Here is a 17,081-nt window from a genome sequence, read left to right on the forward strand (position 1 = left end):
GGGAGAAGGGCTGGGGATGAGGGGTGGCGGTGGGCAGGGTGCCTGGGTTTGCCCCTCACCCCAACCCCTCTCCCCGGAGGGGGAGAGGGGCTCTGATCACTTCTCCTTCAAGGCCTCCTCATTGAAGGCGTCATCAATCCCGGTGATGGTCTTCTCCACCATCCGGAAACCCTCCACCGGGGCATCGTCTCCCATGTACTTGAGACGCAGCGGGCCCAGCGCCTTCACCGCCTGGGCCCGGTCGATGGGGGTCTGCCCATCCCGTTCACCGGCCCCGCCCAGGGCCTTGACGATCTCCCCGGCGATGGGCCCCCGGTGTTCACCATCCAGGGCCTTGTCCAGGGTCTCCTGGGGCGAGCCATCCAGCAGCCCCAGGCCAGAATGTGCATCCAGGTGGGTCAGCAGTTCGCTCAGGGTCATGGTCAAGGCGCTCCGGTGTGATGCTGTCTGACCCTCAACATGGCACGGGGCGCGGGGCGATTCAACCACGGGATTTGCCGGTCAATCGCTGCTTGAACTGGTCCGGTTGGAAGCTTGTCCATACAATAAGCTCATGAGGATCGACTTCGACCCACGCAAGAGCGAGCGGAACGCAAGGGAGCGTGGTTTGCCGTTCACGGCCGTGAAACATTTCGATTGGGAAAACGCGGTCTTCTGTGAAGACCAGCGCTTCGACTACCCCGAAACGCGTTTCATCGGTCTCGGCAAGATCGGGACACGTGTGCATGTGATGTGCTTTACGCCCGTTGAGGGCGGCATTCGCGTGATCAGCCTGAGAAAAGCCAACCCGCGGGAGGTGAGGCGCTATGAAAACGCCATTGACGGATGAGGACGGTGAGGTGCGGGAGTTGACGGATGATGACGTGAGCCGGATGCGCCCTTTGAGAGAGGCTTTACCGGAAGCCCTGCAGCGCTCCATTGGCCAGCGGGGCCGTCAGCGCAGACCCGCAAAAGTGAAAACCTCCATTCGTCTGTCACCAGAGGTGGTGGAGCATTTCAGGGCCGAAGGTCACGGCTGGCAAAGTCGTATAGACCAGGCACTCAAGCAGTACATTCAGGAGCACGGCCAAGGTAAAAACCGTCCCTGATACACAAAGCTTCTAAGCCTCCTCCAACATCGACAGGATGAAATCCCACTCCGCCTCGGACACCGGCATGATGGACAGGCGGTTGCCCCGGCGGACCAGGGGCATGTCGGCCAGCTCGGGGGCCTGCTTCAGGTCTGCCAGGGGGATCACCCGCTCGAATTTTTGCTCGAAGGCCACGTCCACCCGGTACCAGCGGGGATTGTCTGCCGGGCTTTTGGGGTCGTAGTACTTGTGCTCCGGGTCCCAGGCGGCCTCATCCGGATAGCCGGACCGGGCGATGCGCATGATCCCCACCACGCCGGGCACCTTGCAGTTGGAGTGGTAGAAGAAGGCCAGATCCCCCTCCTGCATCTCGTCGCGCATCATGTTGCGCGCCTGGTAATTGCGTACGCCCTCCCAGGGTTCCACCCGCACACGTTCCAGATCGTCAATGCCGAAGACATCGGGTTCGGATTTCATCAGCCAGTAGGCCATGGTGTGGCTCCAGGTTGGTAGTAGGGGTGATGCAGGGGCCGTTCTCGAACGACCCGGGCGGTGTGACCGGTGTCACTGGCTTTCGGTTTTGGCATCGTGGCTGGACGAATCCCTGCAGGGGTCGTTCGCGAACGGCCCGTACGGATTGGTTGCCTGCGCACGCCCTGGTGCCTGCATGGGCGATGGGGTTGGCCGCGTTGGCCCCAGTGCCTGCATCGGCGGTTTGGTTGGCTGCGTTGGCCCCGGTGTCTGCATGGGCGGTTTCGTTGGCTGCGTTGGCCCCGGTGCTGAGGAGTGTATGTAGGGGTCGTTCGCGAACGACCCGGGCGGTGTGACCGGTGTCACTGGCTTTCGGTTTTGGCATTGTGGCTGGACGAATCCCTGCAGGGGCCGTTCGCGAACGGCCCGTACGGATTGGTTGCCTGCGCACGCCCTGGTGCCGGCGTGGGCGATGGGGCTGGCTGCGTTGGCCCCGGTGCCTGCATCGGCGGTTTGGTTGGCTGCGTTGGCCCCGGTGTCTGCATGGGCGGTTTCGTTGGCTGCGTTGGCCCCGGTGCTGAGGAGTGTATGTAGGGGTCGTTCGCGAACGACCCGGGCGGTGTGACCGGTGTCACTGGCTTTCGGTTTTGGCATTGTGGCTGGACGAATCCCTGCAGGGGCCGTTCGCGAACGGCCCGTACGGATTGGTTGCCTGCGCACGCCCTGGTGCCTGCATGGGCGATGGGGTTGGCTGCGTTGGCCCCGGTGCCTGCATCGGCGATGTGGCTGACCTTGCTTGCCGGGGGCTGGCGATTGCTCAGTAATTATCTCATACGCCGCTCAGGGGGCGAGCGCACGGAGGTGCGATGCTCGGGATTCAGGCGATCCAGTTCCCATTTCAGTGGATTGTTCCGGATGTACTCTCGAACGGTATCCAGTTCCTGCTGATTTCTTATGACACGGTCCCAGTAATTCCGATGCCACAGTCTTTCCGGTGGATGGGGTAGCTCCTTGACCCGGCGGGTGGATACTGCCTTGAAGGCTCCGATCAGTCGCCCGAGGGGCTTGTGCGGGATGGGTGATCGAGCAGCCTGCTGGTCGGTCAGGAAGATGATGCCATGGAGATGGTTGGGCATGATCACCTGCTCATCCAGCACGATATGTTCGTGGTGATCTCCCAACCAGTGCCAGGTGGTGTCGATGATGTCGCCGATGGCGTTCAAGGACATCCGTCCTTGCTCGATATGTCCAAAAAGGCAGGCGTGATGCCGGGTGCATAAGGTCACAAAATAGGCCCCCGGCCCGGCATAATCGTAATGCGTCAGGCGAGGAGATCGTCTGCGGGGTAGTGCCTTCCTTGTCATTGAATTCCCTCCGTGGGTGTCTTGTTGTTCCGGTCGTGGTGTAGCTGGGGCAGGCCCCGGCGGGGGTCGTTCACGAACGACCCGTACGGTGGGGTGGCTACCTTCGCCATTGTTCCCGTGTCTGCCTGTTGGGGTCGTTCTCGAACGACCCGTACGGTGGGGTGGCTACCTTCGCCATTGTTCCCGTGTCTGCCTGTGGGGGTCGTTCTCGAACGACCCCCACGAGGGGAGTGGCCACCTTCGTCATTGTTCCCGCGTCTGCCTGTGGGGGTCGTTCTCGAACGACCCGTACGGTGGGGTGGTTACCTTCGCCATTGTTCCCGCGTCTGCCTGTGGGGGTCGTTCACGAACGACCCGTACGGTGGGGTGGTTACCTTCGCCATTGTTCCCGCGTCTGCCTGTTGGGGTCGTTCTCGAACGACCCGTACGAGGGGATTGGCTACCTTCGCCATTGTTCCCGCGTCTGCCTGTTGGGGTCGTTCTCGAACGACCCGTACGGTGGGGTGGCTACCTTCGCCATTCTTCCCGCGTCCGCCTGTAGGGGTCGTTCGTGAACGACCCGAGCGGTGTCTTCGGAGTCACCGTGCTCAGTGTATGGGCGCCGGTCAGCGACAAACAATGATGAGAGTCACCTGACAAACAGGATGAGAAAGCCGAGACCTTGGGTGGTCGAGGTGGGGTTTGGCAGTCGGTTCTCGAACGACTGCTATGTGGCGTTTCTCAGGGCGGTGGGCGACATGACTTGGGCAGGCCAACGGATCACACCCCGCTCGGTGGCCACCGCATCCAGGTTCACATCCCAAGGGCGACGGGGGAGGGCGTCCACCTGCTGGAAGTCATAGGCCAGGCCCAGCAGGCGGGGGCGATGCCAGTGGTCGTGGCGATTGCGGTGGGCGAAGGTGGTGTCGTAGAAGCCGCCGCCCATGCCCAGCCGGGTGCCTTCACCATCGAACCCCACCAGGGGCGTGATGATCAGGTCCAGGGCCCGGACCGGGAGGCGGTGGCGCTTGCTCACCGGGGGTTCAGGGATGCCAAAGCGGTTGGGGATCAGGCGGGTATCCGCGTCCCAGGCCACGAACCACAACAGCCTGGGGTGAATCGGTGCCAGTACCGGCAGATACAGCCGTTTGCCGGCAGCGCGTGCCGCCGCCATCAGGGGGGCGGGATCCACTTCGCCGCGATCCGGCAGATAGACGGCAATGCGCCGGGCCGAGGTGAACAGGGGGTGGTGCACCACATGGCGGGCAATGCGCCGTGAACGGGCGAGGCGCTCCGCCGGGGGCAGGGCGAGTCGTTGCGCGCGCAGTGTCTGGCGGAGGGTCTTCATGGCCTGGCCTGAGTGCAAAGGGGATCCCATGAAAAAGGCCGGACCCGTGACAGGCCCGGCCTTGCTTTGTAGAGGACACGCTCCGCGAATGCCGTGGCGACTTTCGACCTTGAACCAGCGGTTCAAGTGGGTGCCGTCGCAGTGAATCAAGGCTTTCCGCTACGTGGCGGACATGCACAACATCACTGCAGAGTGGCTCCCGGGGTAGTTCATTAGGCTCAAGGATAATACCCAGCCGCTCACGAACACCGCAGAGGTGCCCAAACCTTAAAATCGTTGTGGGTGCAGGGCTTCAACATACCATGGTCCCTGACCTTAATCTTCGCGGCCAAGCGCCGCTCCCACTGAATTGTCAGTGTTCTTCGCCTTCCTTGTCCAGGGCCGAATCAACCCGGGCACGCAAGGCCTGAATCCGTTTGTCCATCTCTGCCTGCTGATCCTTCAGCGTGAGCAGTTCGTGGGTGATGTTCAGGGCCGCCATCACGGCGATCCGGTCTCCGCCCACCACCTTGCCGGTGTCCCGGATCTCCCGCATGCGGCGATCCAGCAGGCTGGCCGAGGTGATCAGGGCATGGCGCTGATCTTCCGGGCAGGCCACCCGGTATTCCTTGCCCAGGATCTGAACCGTGACCGGTTCAGCGACGGCTTCCGTCATACGGCCTGCTCCATGGACTTGAGACGGTTGATCATCGATTCCACCTTGATGCGCGCCTGTTCTCCACGCTCGGTCAGTATGGACCGTTCCGTGAGCAATTGCTCGTTTTGGTGACGCAGCATGCGGTTTTCATCCCGCAGCCGGTCGCAGGCACGCGCCAGCGCTTCAACCTGCGTTTCCAGCTCGCGCAGGGTTTGATGGGCTTCGGCGCTGTGGTGAATCGTGTTCATGGGCTCAATATAGGCCTGCCCGCCGGGGGGCGTCAACGGGGCCGACCACCCCCTTCACGGTGATCGTCACGGGGCCCGACAGGATCCCCTCCGCGCACCGGCGGGGACGGCCTTGAACCAGGCTGTCGTGTGGCCATCCGCGGTGAGGTGGCCCATGGCCTCGCGTGGCGCGAGCTTGCTAGACTGTGGGATCCTCAGGCCTTCATGGATCCGCGCACATGCCCCCGGATGACCTTTCCGCCTTCGCGTCGGCCCCCGAAGGTTCCGTTGTGGTCGAGTCGGTCACCACCGCGGGCAAGCCCTGCCGCATCGTCGATACCACCGGTACGGTCCGTCGGGACGTGCTGGCTTCGCTGCTGGAGCAACTGATCGCCGAGCGGCGTTTCGGTCTCTCCGCCCTGTCGGCGGCGGGGAGCGGGGTGATCAACCTGGATGAGCCCCAGTTTGCCCATGTGCAACTGGACGAGGCCCTGTATCGTCTGATCCTGCTGCCTGACGAGGCGCGGCTGGAGCCCTTCTGATTCCATCGGCCCCCGGGTTGATGCCACCCCATGGGCACCGGTCGGCCCGGAACCGTTTGCCGCCGATTGTTGTCCTGATCGCTATCCCGTGATGAGATTGCCCCATGTTGCCCCAATATCAAGCCGTTGAAGATGCCCTGCAGACTGCCGGTGCCACCGCCGGTGCCGCCGAGGTGCATGGCACCCTGTGCGGTATGCTCAGTGCCAACCTGGGTGCCGGGGTGGAGGGCTGGATACGTGAACTGTTCCCGGAGGCGCAGCCTGGCGGGATGCCTACCGGCGAGCCCCGGCAGTTGCTGGGCCAGCTGTTCGACGAGACCCGCACGCAGCTCTCGGATGCCCTGCTGAGCTTTGAACTGCTGCTGCCCGGGGATGATGACGACCTGGATGGCCGGGTCTCGGCCCTGGGCCACTGGTGCCAGGGATTCCTCTATGGGTTGGCCGTGGCCGGCGTGACCGATCCGGGCAAACTGCCGCAAGACTCGGCGGAGTTCATCAAGGACCTCTCCGAGATTGCCGGCACCGGTTTCGACGTGGAGGAAGATGAGGAGAACGAAGAGGCCTACCAGGAGATCCAGGAGTACATCCGCATGGGGGTGCTGCTGGTCAGCGAGGAACTCCAACCCTTGAAGGGTCCATCGCGGATCCAGTAACCGGAACCCAGCCCCATGCCTCTGAACAAGACCCAGCAAAAGGAATTCGCCCGCCGCCGCCGCCAGCTCATGCGTGCCATGGGGGAGGGCGGCATCGCCGTGATTCCCGCCGCTCCGGCGCGGGCGCGTAACCGCGACGTGGAATATCCTTACCGCCAGGACAGCGACTTCTGGTATCTCACCGGTTTCACCGAACCGGGGGCCGTGGCGGTACTGGTGCCGGGTCGGGAGCAGGGGGAGTTCATCCTGTTCTGCCGCGAGCGAGATCCGGTGCTGGAGACCTGGCATGGCCGGCGTGCCGGTCAGGACGGGGCCGTGAAGGGTTTCGGGGCGGATGACTCCTTCCCCATCGGGGACATGGACGAGATCCTGCCGGGTCTGCTGGAAAATCGCGAGCGCGTGTACACCAGCCTCGGGCGTGACCCGGAGCTGGACAGAAAACTCATCGGCTGGGTGAACCGCATCCGCGACCAGGTCCGTTCCGGGGCCCGGCCGCCCCACGAATTCGTGGCCCTGGAATACCTGCTCCACGACATGCGCCTGTTCAAGTCCGCCTTCGAACTCAAGGCCATGCGCCAGGCGGCCAGAATCACCAGCGAGGCGCATGTTCAAGCCATGCGGGCTTGTCGGCCGGGGGTATGGGAGTACCAGGTGGAGGCGGAATTGCTGTATGCCTTTCGCCGCGCCGGCACCGAGCCTGCGTATCCCTCCATTGTGGGGGGCGGGGAAAATGGCTGCATCCTGCACTACACGGAGAATGAGGCTCAGCTCAAGGAGGGCGACCTGCTGCTGATCGATGCCGGTTGCGAGTTTCAGGGCTATGCCAGTGATATCACCCGAACATTCCCGGTCAATGGACGCTTCTCCCCGGCCCAGCGGGAGGTGTATGAGCTGGTGCTGGAGGCCCAGAAGGCCGCCATTGCCCAGGTGGTCCCCGGCAATCACTGGGATGACCCCCACATGGCAGCGGTCAAGGTGCTCACCAAGGGACTGGTGGAACTGGGGCTGCTCAAGGGCAAGCCGGCCAAGCTGATCAAGGAGGGTGTGTATCGTCAGTTCTACATGCACCGCACCGGCCACTGGCTGGGCATGGACGTTCACGACGTGGGGGATTACAAGCTGGGGGATGCCTGGCGGCTGCTGGAACCCGGCATGGCCATGACCATCGAGCCGGGGCTGTATCTGAGCCGCGCCCTCAAGGGCGTGCCCAAGGCCTACCGGGATATCGGCATTCGCATCGAGGATGACGTGGTGGTGACGAAGGACGGGCACGAGGTGCTCACGGTGGACTGCCCCAAGGAGCCCGATGAGCTGGAATCCCTGGTGGGGAGCCAGCCATGACACGCCCGCTACCGGATGTGGATCTGGCGGTGATCGGTGGCGGCATGGTGGGTGCCACCCTGGCCTTGGCGGCGGCCCGTGCCGGATGCTCCGTCCGTGTGATCGAGGCGCACCCACCCGGAGCCGCCGGGCAGCCCAGTTATGACGATCGGGCGACGGCCCTCTCCCATGGCAGTCGCCGGATCCTTGAGGACCTGGGGGTCTGGGAGGCCCTGGCGCCCCAGGCCGAACCCATTCGCCGCATCCATGTATCCCAGCGCGGTTATCTGGGGGCCACCCGCATGGATCACCGCGAGTATGGCGTGGAGGCCCTGGGCTATGTGCTCATCAATCGGCACCTGGGGCCGGTGCTGCATCAGGCCCTGGAGGCCAGCGGCGTGAGCGTGATGACCCCGGCGCGACTGCTGGATGACCAGGAGGGGGAGGATCACCTGATCCTCAAGGTCCGTCACGGCGAGGAGGCGCAGTCCCTGCGGGCCCGTCTCGTGGTGGGCGCCGATGGCACCGGCTCGCGCCTGCGGTCCCTGGCCGGGATCGATGTGCGCGAGTCCCCCTATGAGCAGTCGGCCGTCATCGCCAATGTCACGCCGGGGCAGGATCACCAGGGTGTGGCCTATGAGCGCTTTACCGATGAGGGGCCCATTGCCCTGTTGCCGCTTGGTCGCGGGCCGGACCATGAACGGCGCTGCTCCCTGGTATGGGTGCGCCCACAGGCGCGGATCGCCCAGACCCTGGCGTGGAGTGACGGGGAATTTCTGGCCCGATTGCAGGAGCGTTTTGGCCATCGCCTGGGGTGTTTTCGCAGGGTGGGGCAGCGTACGGCCTATCCACTGAGTCTGGTTCGGGCGAAACGGGACACGGCCACCCGGCTGATTCTGGTGGGCAATGCCGCGCACACCCTCCATCCGGTGGCAGGGCAGGGGTTCAACCTGGCGCTGCGGGATGTGCGGACCCTGGCAGACCTGCTGGCCCGCGCCCGGGCGGATGGTGAGGATGTGGGTTCTCCGGCCTTGCTGGGTGAATATGCATCCCGTCGCGCGGGGGATCTGGACGCGGTGGTCCACGCCACCGATGCCCTGGCGCGCCTGTTCGCCACCCCGTTTTCGCCCCTGGCCCATCTGCGCGGCGCCGGCCTGATGCTGCTGGACCGTTGCGGGCCCCTGCGACGGCAGGTGGCCAGGAAGGGGATGGGCTTGTAGTCATCAGTGCCGTTCCGGCCTGGCTGAAACACGGAGAGAACACGCATGTCCGACGCGAAGACCCCGGAGTTCCACACCATCGTCATCGGCGGCGGCATGGTCGGCGCTGCCCTGGCGGCCGAACTGGCCCGGTCCGGGCACCGGGTGGCCCTGGTGGAGGTGCAGCCGCCGGGGCCGTTTGACCCGGATGGCGACCCGGATCTGCGCGTCTCTGCCATCAACCGGGCGGCGCAGCGGGTGTTCCAGTCCCTGGGGGCCTGGGAGGGCATGACCGCCCTGCGGGCCCACCCCTATCAGGCCATGGAGGTCTGGGACGCCGCCGGGTCCGGGCGCATCCGTTTCGAGGCCCGGGATCTGGCGGAGCCGGACCTGGGCCACATCATCGAGAATCGCGTCGTGCAGCGTGCCCTGTGGGACCGGCTGGAGCAGGATCCCATGGTGGAGATCATCGCCCCGGATACCCTCATGGGGCTGGATGTGCGGCGCAGTCACGCCGAGGTCACGTTGGCCAGCGGTCGTCGGCTCAAGGCTTACCTGGTGGTGGGGGCCGACGGTGCCCGCTCGCGCCTGCGGGAGCTGGCGGGCATTCGCGTGAACAGCCGGCACTACGGTCAGCAGGCACTGGTGGCCAACGTGCGCACGGCCCTGCCCCATGAGGACACCGCCTGGCAACGCTTCCTGCCCACCGGGCCCCTGGCCTTCCTGCCCCTGGGGGATGGGGCCTGCTCCATTGTGTGGTCGGCGGACGACGCCCGCGCGGAGGGGCTTCGGGATCTGGACGATGACGGTTTTTGTCAGGCCCTCTCGGAGGGGCTGGATTATCGCCTCGGTCACGTGCTGGAGACCTCGAAGCGGGCGGCCTTCCCCTTGCGCGGTTCCCAGGCGGAACACTATGTGCGCCCGCGGATCGCCCTGGTGGGGGATGCGGCCCATACCATCCACCCCCTGGCGGGGCAGGGGGCCAACCTGGGGTTTCAGGATGCCCATGCCCTGGTCAGCGCGGTCTGCGCCCCGGGGGTGAGGGATGCCGGTGATCTTCGGGTATTGCGTCGCTATGAGCGGGCCCGTCGCGGCGATAACCTGATCATGATGCGGTCCATGGAGGGCTTTCGGTATCTGTTCGGCAGCGAACAGCCGCCCCTGGCGGCGCTGCGGGGGCTGGGCCTGAATCTGGCTCAGCAGGTGACCCCGCTCAAGCATCTGCTGATGCGCCATGCCCTGGGCCTGGGGGATGGCCACCGCTGACCTGTGGGAGCGGCCCTTGGCCGCGAAGGGGGCCAGACAGGCCGCCGCTGTCGCGTCGGTTCGCCGGCAGGCCGGCTCCCACAGGAGGGCCAAGGCATTCCAGGCCCCGGGGCTGGGGGGCAGCGCCCCTGACCTGTGGGAGCGGCCCTTGGCCGCGAAGGGGGTCGGTACAGACTGCCTGGGCCTGCCTGTGAGTTCTTGATGGCAGGCTGTACAATGTTTCGTCCGCCACAGGGGTGCCTAAGGGGTTGCTCGCCATGAAAGAATTCTGGGATACCCGCTACTCCGGTTCGGAGTATGTCTATGGGACGGCCCCCAATGCCTATCTGCTGGCCCATCATGGCCTGTATCGAGCTGGGCAACGGGTGCTTGCCGTGGGGGATGGAGAGGGGCGCAACGGGGTCTGGCTGGCATCGCGGGGGCTGTCGGTCACCTCGGTGGACTTCTCCCAGCAGGCCCTGGCCAAGGCCCAGGCCCTGGCTCAGCACCAGGGGGTGATTCTGGAAACGGTCTGGGCGGACCTGGTGGGCTGGAAGTGGCCCAAGGGCGAGTTCGATCATGTGATCTCCATCTATGTGCATCTGCCCCCCGCTCAGCGCCGGCAGGTGCATCGGTCCATGCTGGAGTCGCTCAAGCCTGGTGGCTGGTTGTTGCTGGAGGCCTTTCATCCGGAGCAGATCAACTACGACAGCGGCGGCCCCCGGAATCCCGACATGCTCTACAGCAGTGTGATGCTGCGCGAGGATCTGGTCGGTGCCGAGTTCATGGAGCTGGCCGAGGTGGCAGTGCAATTGAACGAGGGCCCGGGACACCGTGGCCGCGCGGCGGTCACCCGGGCCCTGATTCGTCGCCCTGAATAGCCTCAGCCTATCTTTTCCATGAACTTTATATGACCATCAGTGCTTCCGAACCCGTGGCCGCTGGGTTATAGTGGTCACATTGATACGGGTGCCACGGTGCCCAGGCAGTGCGGGAGAGACCCCTTACGGGGCGCCGAAGGCGCAACTTCCGCCCGGAAACGCTCAGGCAAAAGGACCGCGCTGCCATAATCGACTCTGGAGAGTGGTCTGTTTTCAGGCCCACCGAAGGGGATAACCCGTGCCTTGGCACGAGTTTAATCTCTCAGGTTTCAGGACAGAGGGGCGGTCGACACAACGATACGTGTCGGCCGCCCCTTTTTCGTTTTCCGGGAGCCGAAAAGATGACAACACTCAAGCAGACAACACTCCATGATGCGCACGTCGCCGCTGGCGCCCGCATGGTGGACTTCGCCGGCTGGTCCATGCCGGTGCATTACGGTTCCCAGCTGGAAGAGCACCATGGGGTGCGCCGCGAGGCCGGGATGTTCGATGTGTCCCACATGACCGTGGTGGATGTCACCGGCCCCGGTGCATGGGACTATCTGCGTTACCTGCTGGCCAATGATGTGGACAAGCTCAAGGAGAATGGTCGTGCCCTGTACAGCTGCATGCTCAATGACCAGGGTGGGGTGCTGGACGACCTGATCACCTATCGCCGTGATCAGGGTTACCGTGTGGTGGTGAATGCCGCCACCCGTGACAAGGATCTGGCATGGATGCAGCAGGTGGCCCGTGACATGCCCGGTGCCCCCCAGGTATCCGTGCAGGAGCGGGACGATCTGGACATGATCGCCGTGCAGGGCCCCCAGGCCCGGGCGCTGTGCCTGCCGTTGTTGCCTGAAGCACTGCGTGCCGACGTGGAGGCCCTGTCGCCGTTCCGCGCCACGGAATGGCAGGACTGGTTCGTGGCACGCACCGGCTACACTGGCGAGGATGGTTTCGAGGTGGTGCTGCCCAAGGACCAGACCCGTGCCCTGTGGGATGCCCTGGCGGCTGCCGGCGTGCACCCCACGGGCCTGGGGGCCCGCGATACCCTGCGCCTGGAGGCGGGCATGAACCTCTACGGCACCGATATGGATGAGCAGGTGACCCCCCTGGAATCCGGCCTGGACTGGACCGTGGCCCTGAAGCCTGCCGACCGGGATTTCATGGGGCGTGCCGCGCTGGAAAAGCAGCAGGCCGAGGGGGCCACACGGCGCCTGGTGGGTCTGGTGCTCCAGGGCCGTGGCGTGTTGCGTGGGCACATGCCGGTGTCGGCAGGAGAGGCTGGCCAGGGTGAGACCACCAGCGGCAGCTTTTCCCCCACCCTTGGCGTAGCCATCGCCCTGGCGCGCATCCCCGCAGGCGCCGGCGAGCAGGTTCAGGTGGAGATTCGCGGCAAGCAGGTACCGGCCCGGGTGGTGAAGCCGCCCTTCGTGCGCAACGGTCAGGCCCTGGTCGAGATCCACTGAGACCCCATACGGTTTATATTCACGGGGGAGGCCGACCGGCCTCTCCCGTCCTCCCTTGTCACCTTATCCGCTGATTCTCGATTTCATCCTTTGGAGACGATCCCATGAGCCATGTCCCTGCTGAACTGAAATACGCCAAGTCCCATGAATGGGTACGCCAGGAATCCGATGGCACCCTGACCGTGGGCATCTCCGACCATGCCCAGGAGCTGCTGGGTGATCTGGTCTTTGTCGAAACCCCGGAAGAGGGCGCCACCCTGGATGCCGGGACTGCCTGTGCCGTGGTGGAGTCCGTGAAGGCGGCCTCGGACGTGTATGCCCCCGTGAGCGGTGAGGTGGTGGCCGTGAACGAACAACTGGGTGACAGCCCCGAACTGGTGAACAGTGACGCCTATGGCGAGGGCTGGATCTTCCGCGTCAAGCCCGGCGATGCCAGCGAACTGGACGCCCTGATGGACGCCGACGCCTACAATCAGCATCTGGAGGCCGAGGGCTGAGGCGAACCCCTGACCGCCGCTTGCCTCAACACACGCCGCCAGCAGCCCGGAGACCCCCGAGAAGCCATGCCCTTCATTCCCCATACTGAATCTGATGTGCGCGAGATGCTCGACGCCATTGGCGCCGATAGCGTCGAAGCCCTGTTCGACGAAATCCCTTCCGCCCTGCGCGTGGACGGCCTCCGGGGCGTGCCGCCGGCGATGAGTGAAATGGAGGTCACCCGGCTGATGGAGGCCCGTGCCGGCGAGGATGCCACCTGCCTGAACTTCATCGGCGCGGGTGCCTATGAGCACCATATCCCGGCGGCCGTGTGGCAGATTGCCACCCGTGGCGAGTTCTACAGTGCCTACACCCCCTACCAGGCCGAGGCCAGCCAGGGGACCCTGCAACTCATCTATGAATACCAGACCATGATGAGTCGGCTCACCGGGCTGCCCATGTCCAACGCCTCCTTGTATGACGGGGCTTCGGCCCTGGCCGAGGCGGTGCTCATGGCGGTGCGCGCCAACCGCAAGTCCAAGGCCCGCAAGGTGCTCATGCCCACCAGCGTGCATCCGGCCTATCGTGCGGTGACGCGGAGCATCGTGGGCAGTCAGGGGATCGACCTGGTGGAAGTGCCTTTCGATCGGGCGTCCGGTCGGGTGGATGTGGCCTCTCTATCGGGCTTTGAGGGGGGGGATGTGACGGCCCTGGTGATCCCGCAGCCCAACTTCTTTGGCGTGATGGAAGAGGTGGACGCACTCACCGACTGGGCTCATGCCAACGGTGCGCAAGCCATCGGTGTGGTCAACCCCGTCTCCCTGGCACTGCTCAAGGCCCCCGGTGAATGGGGTGCCAAGGGTGCCGACATGGTGGTGGGTGAGGGTCAGCCCCTGGGGGCCCCGCTGTCTTCCGGTGGGCCGTACTTCGGCTTCATGTGCTGCCGCAAGGAGCATGTGCGTCAGATGCCGGGACGCGTCGTGGGCCGTACGCAGGACGCGGATGGTCGTGAGGGCTTCGTGCTCACCCTGCAGGCCCGGGAGCAGCACATCCGCCGCTCCAAGGCCACGTCGAATATCTGCACCAACCAGGGGCTGGTGGTGACGGCCGCCACCATCCACATGGCCCTGCTGGGGCCGGAAGGCCTGGAACGGGTGGCCGGCACCTGCATGAACAACACCGCCGCCCTGGTGGAAAAACTCAAGGCCAAGGGCTTCGAGGTGGCCTTTTCCGGGGAGCGTTTCCATGAGGCCGCCATCCGTTTGGGCGCCGATGCCGAACAGGTGATGCAGCGCATGGCTGACGAAGGTGTGCTGGGGGGATATCCCCTGGGCCGGGACGACCCGGATCTCAAGGATGTCTTGCTGCTGTGCGTGACCGAGACCAAGACAGAGGCAGACCTGGATGCCTATGTGGAGGCGCTGGAAACGGCGGTGTCATCCGTCAGATAGCGGGCTCACTGAACCGGGCTCGGGCTGGGATTGCCCAACCAATGAGCCCGGCCGTTGAGCCTGGGTTGACCGTTGCCTTCCCGCTACGGCGCCGGGCATTGCCCGGGATCGGGTGGATGGGTAACACAGACCGGGGGCATGAACCCTCGATGCGGACCAAAACCGGAGGAGATTCTCCATGGCCAAGATCACTCTGCAGGGCAATCCCATCCACACCAGCGGTGACCTGCCCGAAGTGGGCAGCAAGGCACCGGCGTTTACCCTGGTGGACAAGGATCTGAACGACGTCAGTCTCGCCGACTTCAACGGCAAGAAGAAGATCCTGTCCATCGTCCCCAGCCTGGATACTCCTGTCTGTGCCCTGTCGGCAAAGAAGTTCGACGAGTGGGTGGCGGGGCGTGACGATGTGGTGATCCTCACCGTATCGGCTGATTTGCCTTTCGCTCAGGGGCGGTTCTGCGGCAGCGAAAATGTGGAGCGGGTGAAGACCCTATCCATGATGCGGTCACGGAATTTCGGCAAGGATTATGGCGTGCTCATCGTGGATGGTCCCCTGGCCGGGATCACGGCCAGGGCGCTGCTGGTGCTGGATGAGAAGGACACCATTGTCCACACGGAGCTGGTCCCTGAGATTGCCCAGGAGCCGGATTATGACAAGGCTTACTCCGCCCTTGGGTGAGTGGGCCGCCGCCCGCCCCTCACCCCAACCCCTCTCCCCTGGGGGGGAGAGGGGCCAGACGGTTGTACTCCCTTCTCCCCTGAGGGAAGAAGGGCCGGGGATGAGGGGGAGCGGTGGGCACATTGCCATCCCCGCCCCCTGTACCGAACATGATTTTCCAGACCCAGGAGCAAGGTATGTTGATCTTTGAACTCTCCCGTCCCGGGCGTCGGGCCACCAGCCAGGCGCCCTTGGCCGCACCCGCCGCGCCGGCCGTGCCCGAGCGCTTCCGGCGGGGCAGCCGGGTGCCTTTGCCCGAGGTCTCGGAACTGGATGTGGTGCGTCATTACACGCGGCTGTCGCAGAAGAATTTCTCCATCGACACCCATTTTTATCCGCTGGGCTCGTGCACCATGAAGTACAACCCGCGGGCCAGCAACACCCTGGCCATGCTGCCGGGCTTCCTGCGTCGTCACCCCTATGCCCCGGATCAGGCGAGTCAGGGATTCATGGCCTGCATGTATGAGTTGCAGGAGATGCTCATGGACGTGACCGGGATGAAGCGGGTGTCGCTCACCCCCATGGCGGGGGCGCAGGGCGAATTCGCCGGCGTGGCCATGATTCGTGCCTATCACCGGTCCCGGGGCGATGAGGCGCGCACGGAGATCATCGTCCCCGACGCCGCCCATGGCACTAACCCGGCCACGGCCACCATGTGTGGCTACACGGTACGGGAGATCCCCACTGATGCCGATGGGGATGTGAACATGGAGGCGCTGAAAGAGGCAGTGGGGCCCACCACTGCGGGCATCATGCTCACCAATCCCTCCACTGTGGGTGTGTTCGAGCGGCGCATCAAGGAGATCGCCGAGGTGGTCCATGACGCCGGCGGCCTGCTGTACTACGACGGCGCCAACCTCAATGCCATCCTGGGCAAGGTGCGTCCTGGCGATATGGGCTTTGACGTCATCCATATGAACCTGCACAAGACGTTCTCCACACCCCATGGGGGCGGCGGTCCAGGTGCCGGGGCCGTGGGCGTGAGCGAGCGCCTGCGTCCCTTCGTGCCGGTGCCGGTGGTGGACAAGCAGGGGGATGCCTACCGCTGGTTGACGGACAAGGACCTGCCCGAGAGCATCGGTCGCCTGTCCGCCTTTGCCGGTAACGCCGGTGTGCTGCTGCGGGCCTATGTGTACATGCGCTTGCTGGGTCGGGAGGGGATGCCGCGGGTGGCGGACTTCTCCACCCTGAACGCCAACTACGTGATGGCCCGTCTGAAGGCGAAGGGTTTCGACCTGGCCTTCCCGAATCGCCGCGCCACCCACGAGTTCATCGTCACCCTGCGCCGCCAGGCCAAGGAGAATGGGGTCACGGCCATGGATGTGGCCAAGCGCCTGCTGGACTACGGTTTCCATGCGCCCACCACCTACTTCCCGCTGCTGGTACCCGAGTGCCTGCTGCTGGAGCCCACGGAGACGGAGAGCAAGGAAACCCTGGATGCCTTCGTGGAGGCCATGGGCCAGATCCTGGATGAGGCACGCAACGATCCGGATACGGTGAAGGGTGCGCCTTATACCCAGCCCAATCGTCGGTTCGACGAAGTGCGTGCGGCCAAGGAGCTGGACGTGGCCTGGTCGGGTTCAATACGCGAGGCGTCGGTGGGCTGATGGCATACAGTGGTCACCGGGGCCTGACCCGCATTATCAAGGCCGCCGGTTATTCCTGGAAAGGCCTGAGCAGCACCTTCAAGCATGAGGCGGCCTTTCGCCAGGAACTGATGGCCATGCTGATCCTGGTGCCCCTGGCCCTGTGGCTGGGGGACACCGGTCTGGAGCGGGCGTTGCTGCTGGGGTCTTTGTTGCTGGTGCTCATCGTCGAGTTGCTCAACAGCAGCGTGGAGGCCGCCATCGATCGTATTGGCGAAGAGCTTCATCCACTCTCGGCCCGGGCCAAGGACATGGGCTCGGCGGCGGTCTTTCTGGCCATCGCCCATGCGGTGGTGGTCTGGATGTTGGTGTTGTGGGGCTGATGCTGGTGTGCCGGGGATATTGATCTTTCTCAGGCGCAACTTCCGGTCTACACTCTGTGAGGCATGTGAAGGCGCCGGC

General features: G+C 64.7%; 20 protein-coding genes, 1 other RNA gene and 1 riboswitch. Of the genes, 14 read left to right on the forward strand and 7 right to left on the reverse strand.

Going from position 1 to position 17,081, the window contains the following annotated elements:
- Positions 1-96 precede the first annotated feature (96 nt).
- Positions 97-420 (reverse strand): hypothetical protein, encoded by a 324-nt coding sequence (locus tag BMY52_RS07855; protein WP_090253067.1) that lies wholly within the window; start codon positions 418-420, stop codon positions 97-99.
- 133 nt (positions 421-553) lie between these two features.
- Here BMY52_RS07855 and BMY52_RS07860 point away from each other — a divergent pair, with 133 nt between their 5' ends.
- Both BMY52_RS07860 and BMY52_RS07865 read left to right on the forward strand, forming a co-directional pair.
- Entirely contained in the window at positions 554-829 is a 276-nt protein-coding gene (locus tag BMY52_RS07860) for a BrnT family toxin (RefSeq protein WP_090253226.1), read from the forward strand.
- Positions 807-1,088: a BrnA antitoxin family protein gene (locus BMY52_RS07865; RefSeq protein WP_090253068.1), complete on the forward strand. Its 282-nt coding sequence runs from the start codon at positions 807-809 to the stop codon at positions 1,086-1,088. The genes BMY52_RS07860 and BMY52_RS07865 overlap by 23 nt, the downstream gene beginning before the upstream one ends.
- Positions 1,089-1,100: 12 nt before the next feature.
- On the opposite strand, the gene BMY52_RS07870 is transcribed toward BMY52_RS07865, so the two are convergent.
- The 6 genes from BMY52_RS07870 to BMY52_RS07895 form a co-directional block, all read right to left on the reverse strand.
- Positions 1,101-1,562, reverse strand: a complete 462-nt coding sequence (locus tag BMY52_RS07870; protein ID WP_090253071.1) for an EVE domain-containing protein — start codon at positions 1,560-1,562, stop codon at positions 1,101-1,103.
- Positions 1,563-2,365: 803 nt separating this feature from the next.
- Positions 2,366-2,905, reverse strand: a complete 540-nt coding sequence (locus BMY52_RS07875; RefSeq protein WP_090253074.1) for a transposase — start codon at positions 2,903-2,905, stop codon at positions 2,366-2,368.
- 706 nt (positions 2,906-3,611) lie between these two features.
- Complete coding sequence (locus tag BMY52_RS07880) at positions 3,612-4,232, reverse strand: 5-formyltetrahydrofolate cyclo-ligase (protein ID WP_090253076.1); 621 nt, start codon at positions 4,230-4,232, stop codon at positions 3,612-3,614.
- A gap of 75 nt (positions 4,233-4,307) precedes the next feature.
- Positions 4,308-4,492: non-coding RNA, 6S RNA (gene ssrS / locus BMY52_RS07885), on the reverse strand.
- A 92-nt stretch (positions 4,493-4,584) separates the two neighbouring features.
- Positions 4,585-4,887 (reverse strand): cell division protein ZapA, encoded by a 303-nt coding sequence (locus tag BMY52_RS07890; protein WP_090253079.1) that lies wholly within the window; start codon positions 4,885-4,887, stop codon positions 4,585-4,587.
- Positions 4,884-5,117 carry a TIGR02449 family protein gene (locus BMY52_RS07895; RefSeq protein ID WP_090253081.1) on the reverse strand — a complete coding sequence of 78 codons (234 nt, stop codon included), beginning with the start codon at positions 5,115-5,117 and terminating at the stop codon, positions 4,884-4,886. Before BMY52_RS07895 ends, BMY52_RS07890 begins: the two co-directional genes overlap by 4 nt.
- Before the next feature lie 218 nt (positions 5,118-5,335).
- On the opposite strand from BMY52_RS07895, the gene BMY52_RS07900 reads away from it, so the two are divergent.
- The 12 genes from BMY52_RS07900 to BMY52_RS07960 all read left to right on the forward strand — a co-directional run bounded on the left by BMY52_RS07900 (position 5,336) and on the right by BMY52_RS07960 (position 17,002).
- The gene (locus BMY52_RS07900) at positions 5,336-5,638 is read left to right on the forward strand and encodes a hypothetical protein (protein ID WP_245740693.1); all 303 of its coding nucleotides are present in this window, start codon (positions 5,336-5,338) and stop codon (positions 5,636-5,638) included.
- 104 nt (positions 5,639-5,742) lie between these two features.
- On the forward strand, positions 5,743-6,291 hold the full coding sequence (locus BMY52_RS07905) for a UPF0149 family protein (RefSeq protein ID WP_090253084.1): 549 nt from the start codon (positions 5,743-5,745) through the stop codon (positions 6,289-6,291).
- A gap of 15 nt (positions 6,292-6,306) precedes the next feature.
- Positions 6,307-7,632, forward strand: coding sequence for a Xaa-Pro aminopeptidase (gene pepP, locus BMY52_RS07910; RefSeq protein ID WP_090253086.1), 1,326 nt, complete (start codon positions 6,307-6,309; stop codon positions 7,630-7,632).
- On the forward strand, positions 7,629-8,831 hold the full coding sequence (ubiH, locus tag BMY52_RS07915; RefSeq protein ID WP_090253089.1) for a 2-octaprenyl-6-methoxyphenyl hydroxylase: 1,203 nt from the start codon (positions 7,629-7,631) through the stop codon (positions 8,829-8,831). Before pepP ends, ubiH begins: the two co-directional genes overlap by 4 nt.
- A 45-nt stretch (positions 8,832-8,876) precedes the next feature.
- The gene (locus BMY52_RS07920) at positions 8,877-10,076 is read left to right on the forward strand and encodes a UbiH/UbiF/VisC/COQ6 family ubiquinone biosynthesis hydroxylase (protein WP_090253092.1); all 1,200 of its coding nucleotides are present in this window, start codon (positions 8,877-8,879) and stop codon (positions 10,074-10,076) included.
- 257 nt (positions 10,077-10,333) lie between these two features.
- A complete protein-coding gene (locus BMY52_RS07930; protein ID WP_090253097.1) occupies positions 10,334-10,936 on the forward strand; it encodes a class I SAM-dependent methyltransferase in 603 nt (200 codons plus the stop codon).
- Between the two features lie 100 nt (positions 10,937-11,036).
- Positions 11,037-11,124: riboswitch (glycine riboswitch) on the forward strand.
- A gap of 153 nt (positions 11,125-11,277) precedes the next feature.
- A complete protein-coding gene (gene gcvT / locus BMY52_RS07935) occupies positions 11,278-12,387 on the forward strand; it encodes a glycine cleavage system aminomethyltransferase GcvT (protein WP_090253101.1) in 1,110 nt (369 codons plus the stop codon).
- A 104-nt stretch (positions 12,388-12,491) separates the two neighbouring features.
- A complete protein-coding gene (gene gcvH / locus BMY52_RS07940) occupies positions 12,492-12,884 on the forward strand; it encodes a glycine cleavage system protein GcvH (protein ID WP_090253104.1) in 393 nt (130 codons plus the stop codon).
- A gap of 66 nt (positions 12,885-12,950) precedes the next feature.
- Positions 12,951-14,315: an aminomethyl-transferring glycine dehydrogenase subunit GcvPA gene (gene gcvPA, locus BMY52_RS07945; RefSeq protein ID WP_090253106.1), complete on the forward strand. Its 1,365-nt coding sequence runs from the start codon at positions 12,951-12,953 to the stop codon at positions 14,313-14,315.
- A 178-nt stretch (positions 14,316-14,493) separates the two neighbouring features.
- Positions 14,494-14,994, forward strand: a complete 501-nt coding sequence (gene tpx, locus BMY52_RS07950) for a thiol peroxidase (protein ID WP_090253109.1) — start codon at positions 14,494-14,496, stop codon at positions 14,992-14,994.
- Between the two features lie 149 nt (positions 14,995-15,143).
- Positions 15,144-16,640: an aminomethyl-transferring glycine dehydrogenase subunit GcvPB gene (gcvPB, locus tag BMY52_RS07955; protein WP_090253111.1), complete on the forward strand. Its 1,497-nt coding sequence runs from the start codon at positions 15,144-15,146 to the stop codon at positions 16,638-16,640.
- Complete coding sequence (locus tag BMY52_RS07960) at positions 16,640-17,002, forward strand: diacylglycerol kinase (RefSeq protein ID WP_090253113.1); 363 nt, start codon at positions 16,640-16,642, stop codon at positions 17,000-17,002. Before gcvPB ends, BMY52_RS07960 begins: the two co-directional genes overlap by 1 nt.
- Positions 17,003-17,081 lie beyond the last annotated feature (79 nt).

The organism is Ectothiorhodospira marina (genome assembly GCF_900109495.1).
Lineage (GTDB): Bacteria > Pseudomonadota > Gammaproteobacteria > Ectothiorhodospirales > Ectothiorhodospiraceae > Ectothiorhodospira > Ectothiorhodospira marina.

Bases quoted from the DNA above. Each gene is read 5' to 3' on its own strand.
- BMY52_RS07860 (WP_090253226.1), top strand. From the start codon at position 554: ATGAGGATCGACTTCGACCCACGCAAGAGCGAGCGGAACGCAAGGGAG.
- pepP (WP_090253086.1), top strand. From the start codon at position 6,307: ATGCCTCTGAACAAGACCCAGCAAAAGGAATTCGCCCGCCGCCGCCGC.
- BMY52_RS07920 (WP_090253092.1), top strand. From the start codon at position 8,877: ATGTCCGACGCGAAGACCCCGGAGTTCCACACCATCGTCATCGGCGGC.
- BMY52_RS07960 (WP_090253113.1), top strand. From the start codon at position 16,640: ATGGCATACAGTGGTCACCGGGGCCTGACCCGCATTATCAAGGCCGCC.
- gcvH (WP_090253104.1), top strand. From the start codon at position 12,492: ATGAGCCATGTCCCTGCTGAACTGAAATACGCCAAGTCCCATGAATGG.
- BMY52_RS07875 (WP_090253074.1), bottom strand. From the start codon at position 2,905: ATGACAAGGAAGGCACTACCCCGCAGACGATCTCCTCGCCTGACGCAT.
- BMY52_RS07880 (WP_090253076.1), bottom strand. From the start codon at position 4,232: ATGAAGACCCTCCGCCAGACACTGCGCGCGCAACGACTCGCCCTGCCC.
- gcvPA (WP_090253106.1), top strand. From the start codon at position 12,951: ATGCCCTTCATTCCCCATACTGAATCTGATGTGCGCGAGATGCTCGAC.
- gcvPB (WP_090253111.1), top strand. From the start codon at position 15,144: ATGATTTTCCAGACCCAGGAGCAAGGTATGTTGATCTTTGAACTCTCC.
- BMY52_RS07870 (WP_090253071.1), bottom strand. From the start codon at position 1,562: ATGGCCTACTGGCTGATGAAATCCGAACCCGATGTCTTCGGCATTGAC.
- BMY52_RS07855 (WP_090253067.1), bottom strand. From the start codon at position 420: ATGACCCTGAGCGAACTGCTGACCCACCTGGATGCACATTCTGGCCTG.
- BMY52_RS07865 (WP_090253068.1), top strand. From the start codon at position 807: ATGAAAACGCCATTGACGGATGAGGACGGTGAGGTGCGGGAGTTGACG.
- BMY52_RS07890 (WP_090253079.1), bottom strand. From the start codon at position 4,887: ATGACGGAAGCCGTCGCTGAACCGGTCACGGTTCAGATCCTGGGCAAG.
- BMY52_RS07930 (WP_090253097.1), top strand. From the start codon at position 10,334: ATGAAAGAATTCTGGGATACCCGCTACTCCGGTTCGGAGTATGTCTAT.
- tpx (WP_090253109.1), top strand. From the start codon at position 14,494: ATGGCCAAGATCACTCTGCAGGGCAATCCCATCCACACCAGCGGTGAC.
- gcvT (WP_090253101.1), top strand. From the start codon at position 11,278: ATGACAACACTCAAGCAGACAACACTCCATGATGCGCACGTCGCCGCT.
- BMY52_RS07895 (WP_090253081.1), bottom strand. From the start codon at position 5,117: ATGAACACGATTCACCACAGCGCCGAAGCCCATCAAACCCTGCGCGAG.
- BMY52_RS07905 (WP_090253084.1), top strand. From the start codon at position 5,743: ATGTTGCCCCAATATCAAGCCGTTGAAGATGCCCTGCAGACTGCCGGT.
- BMY52_RS07900 (WP_245740693.1), top strand. From the start codon at position 5,336: ATGCCCCCGGATGACCTTTCCGCCTTCGCGTCGGCCCCCGAAGGTTCC.
- ubiH (WP_090253089.1), top strand. From the start codon at position 7,629: ATGACACGCCCGCTACCGGATGTGGATCTGGCGGTGATCGGTGGCGGC.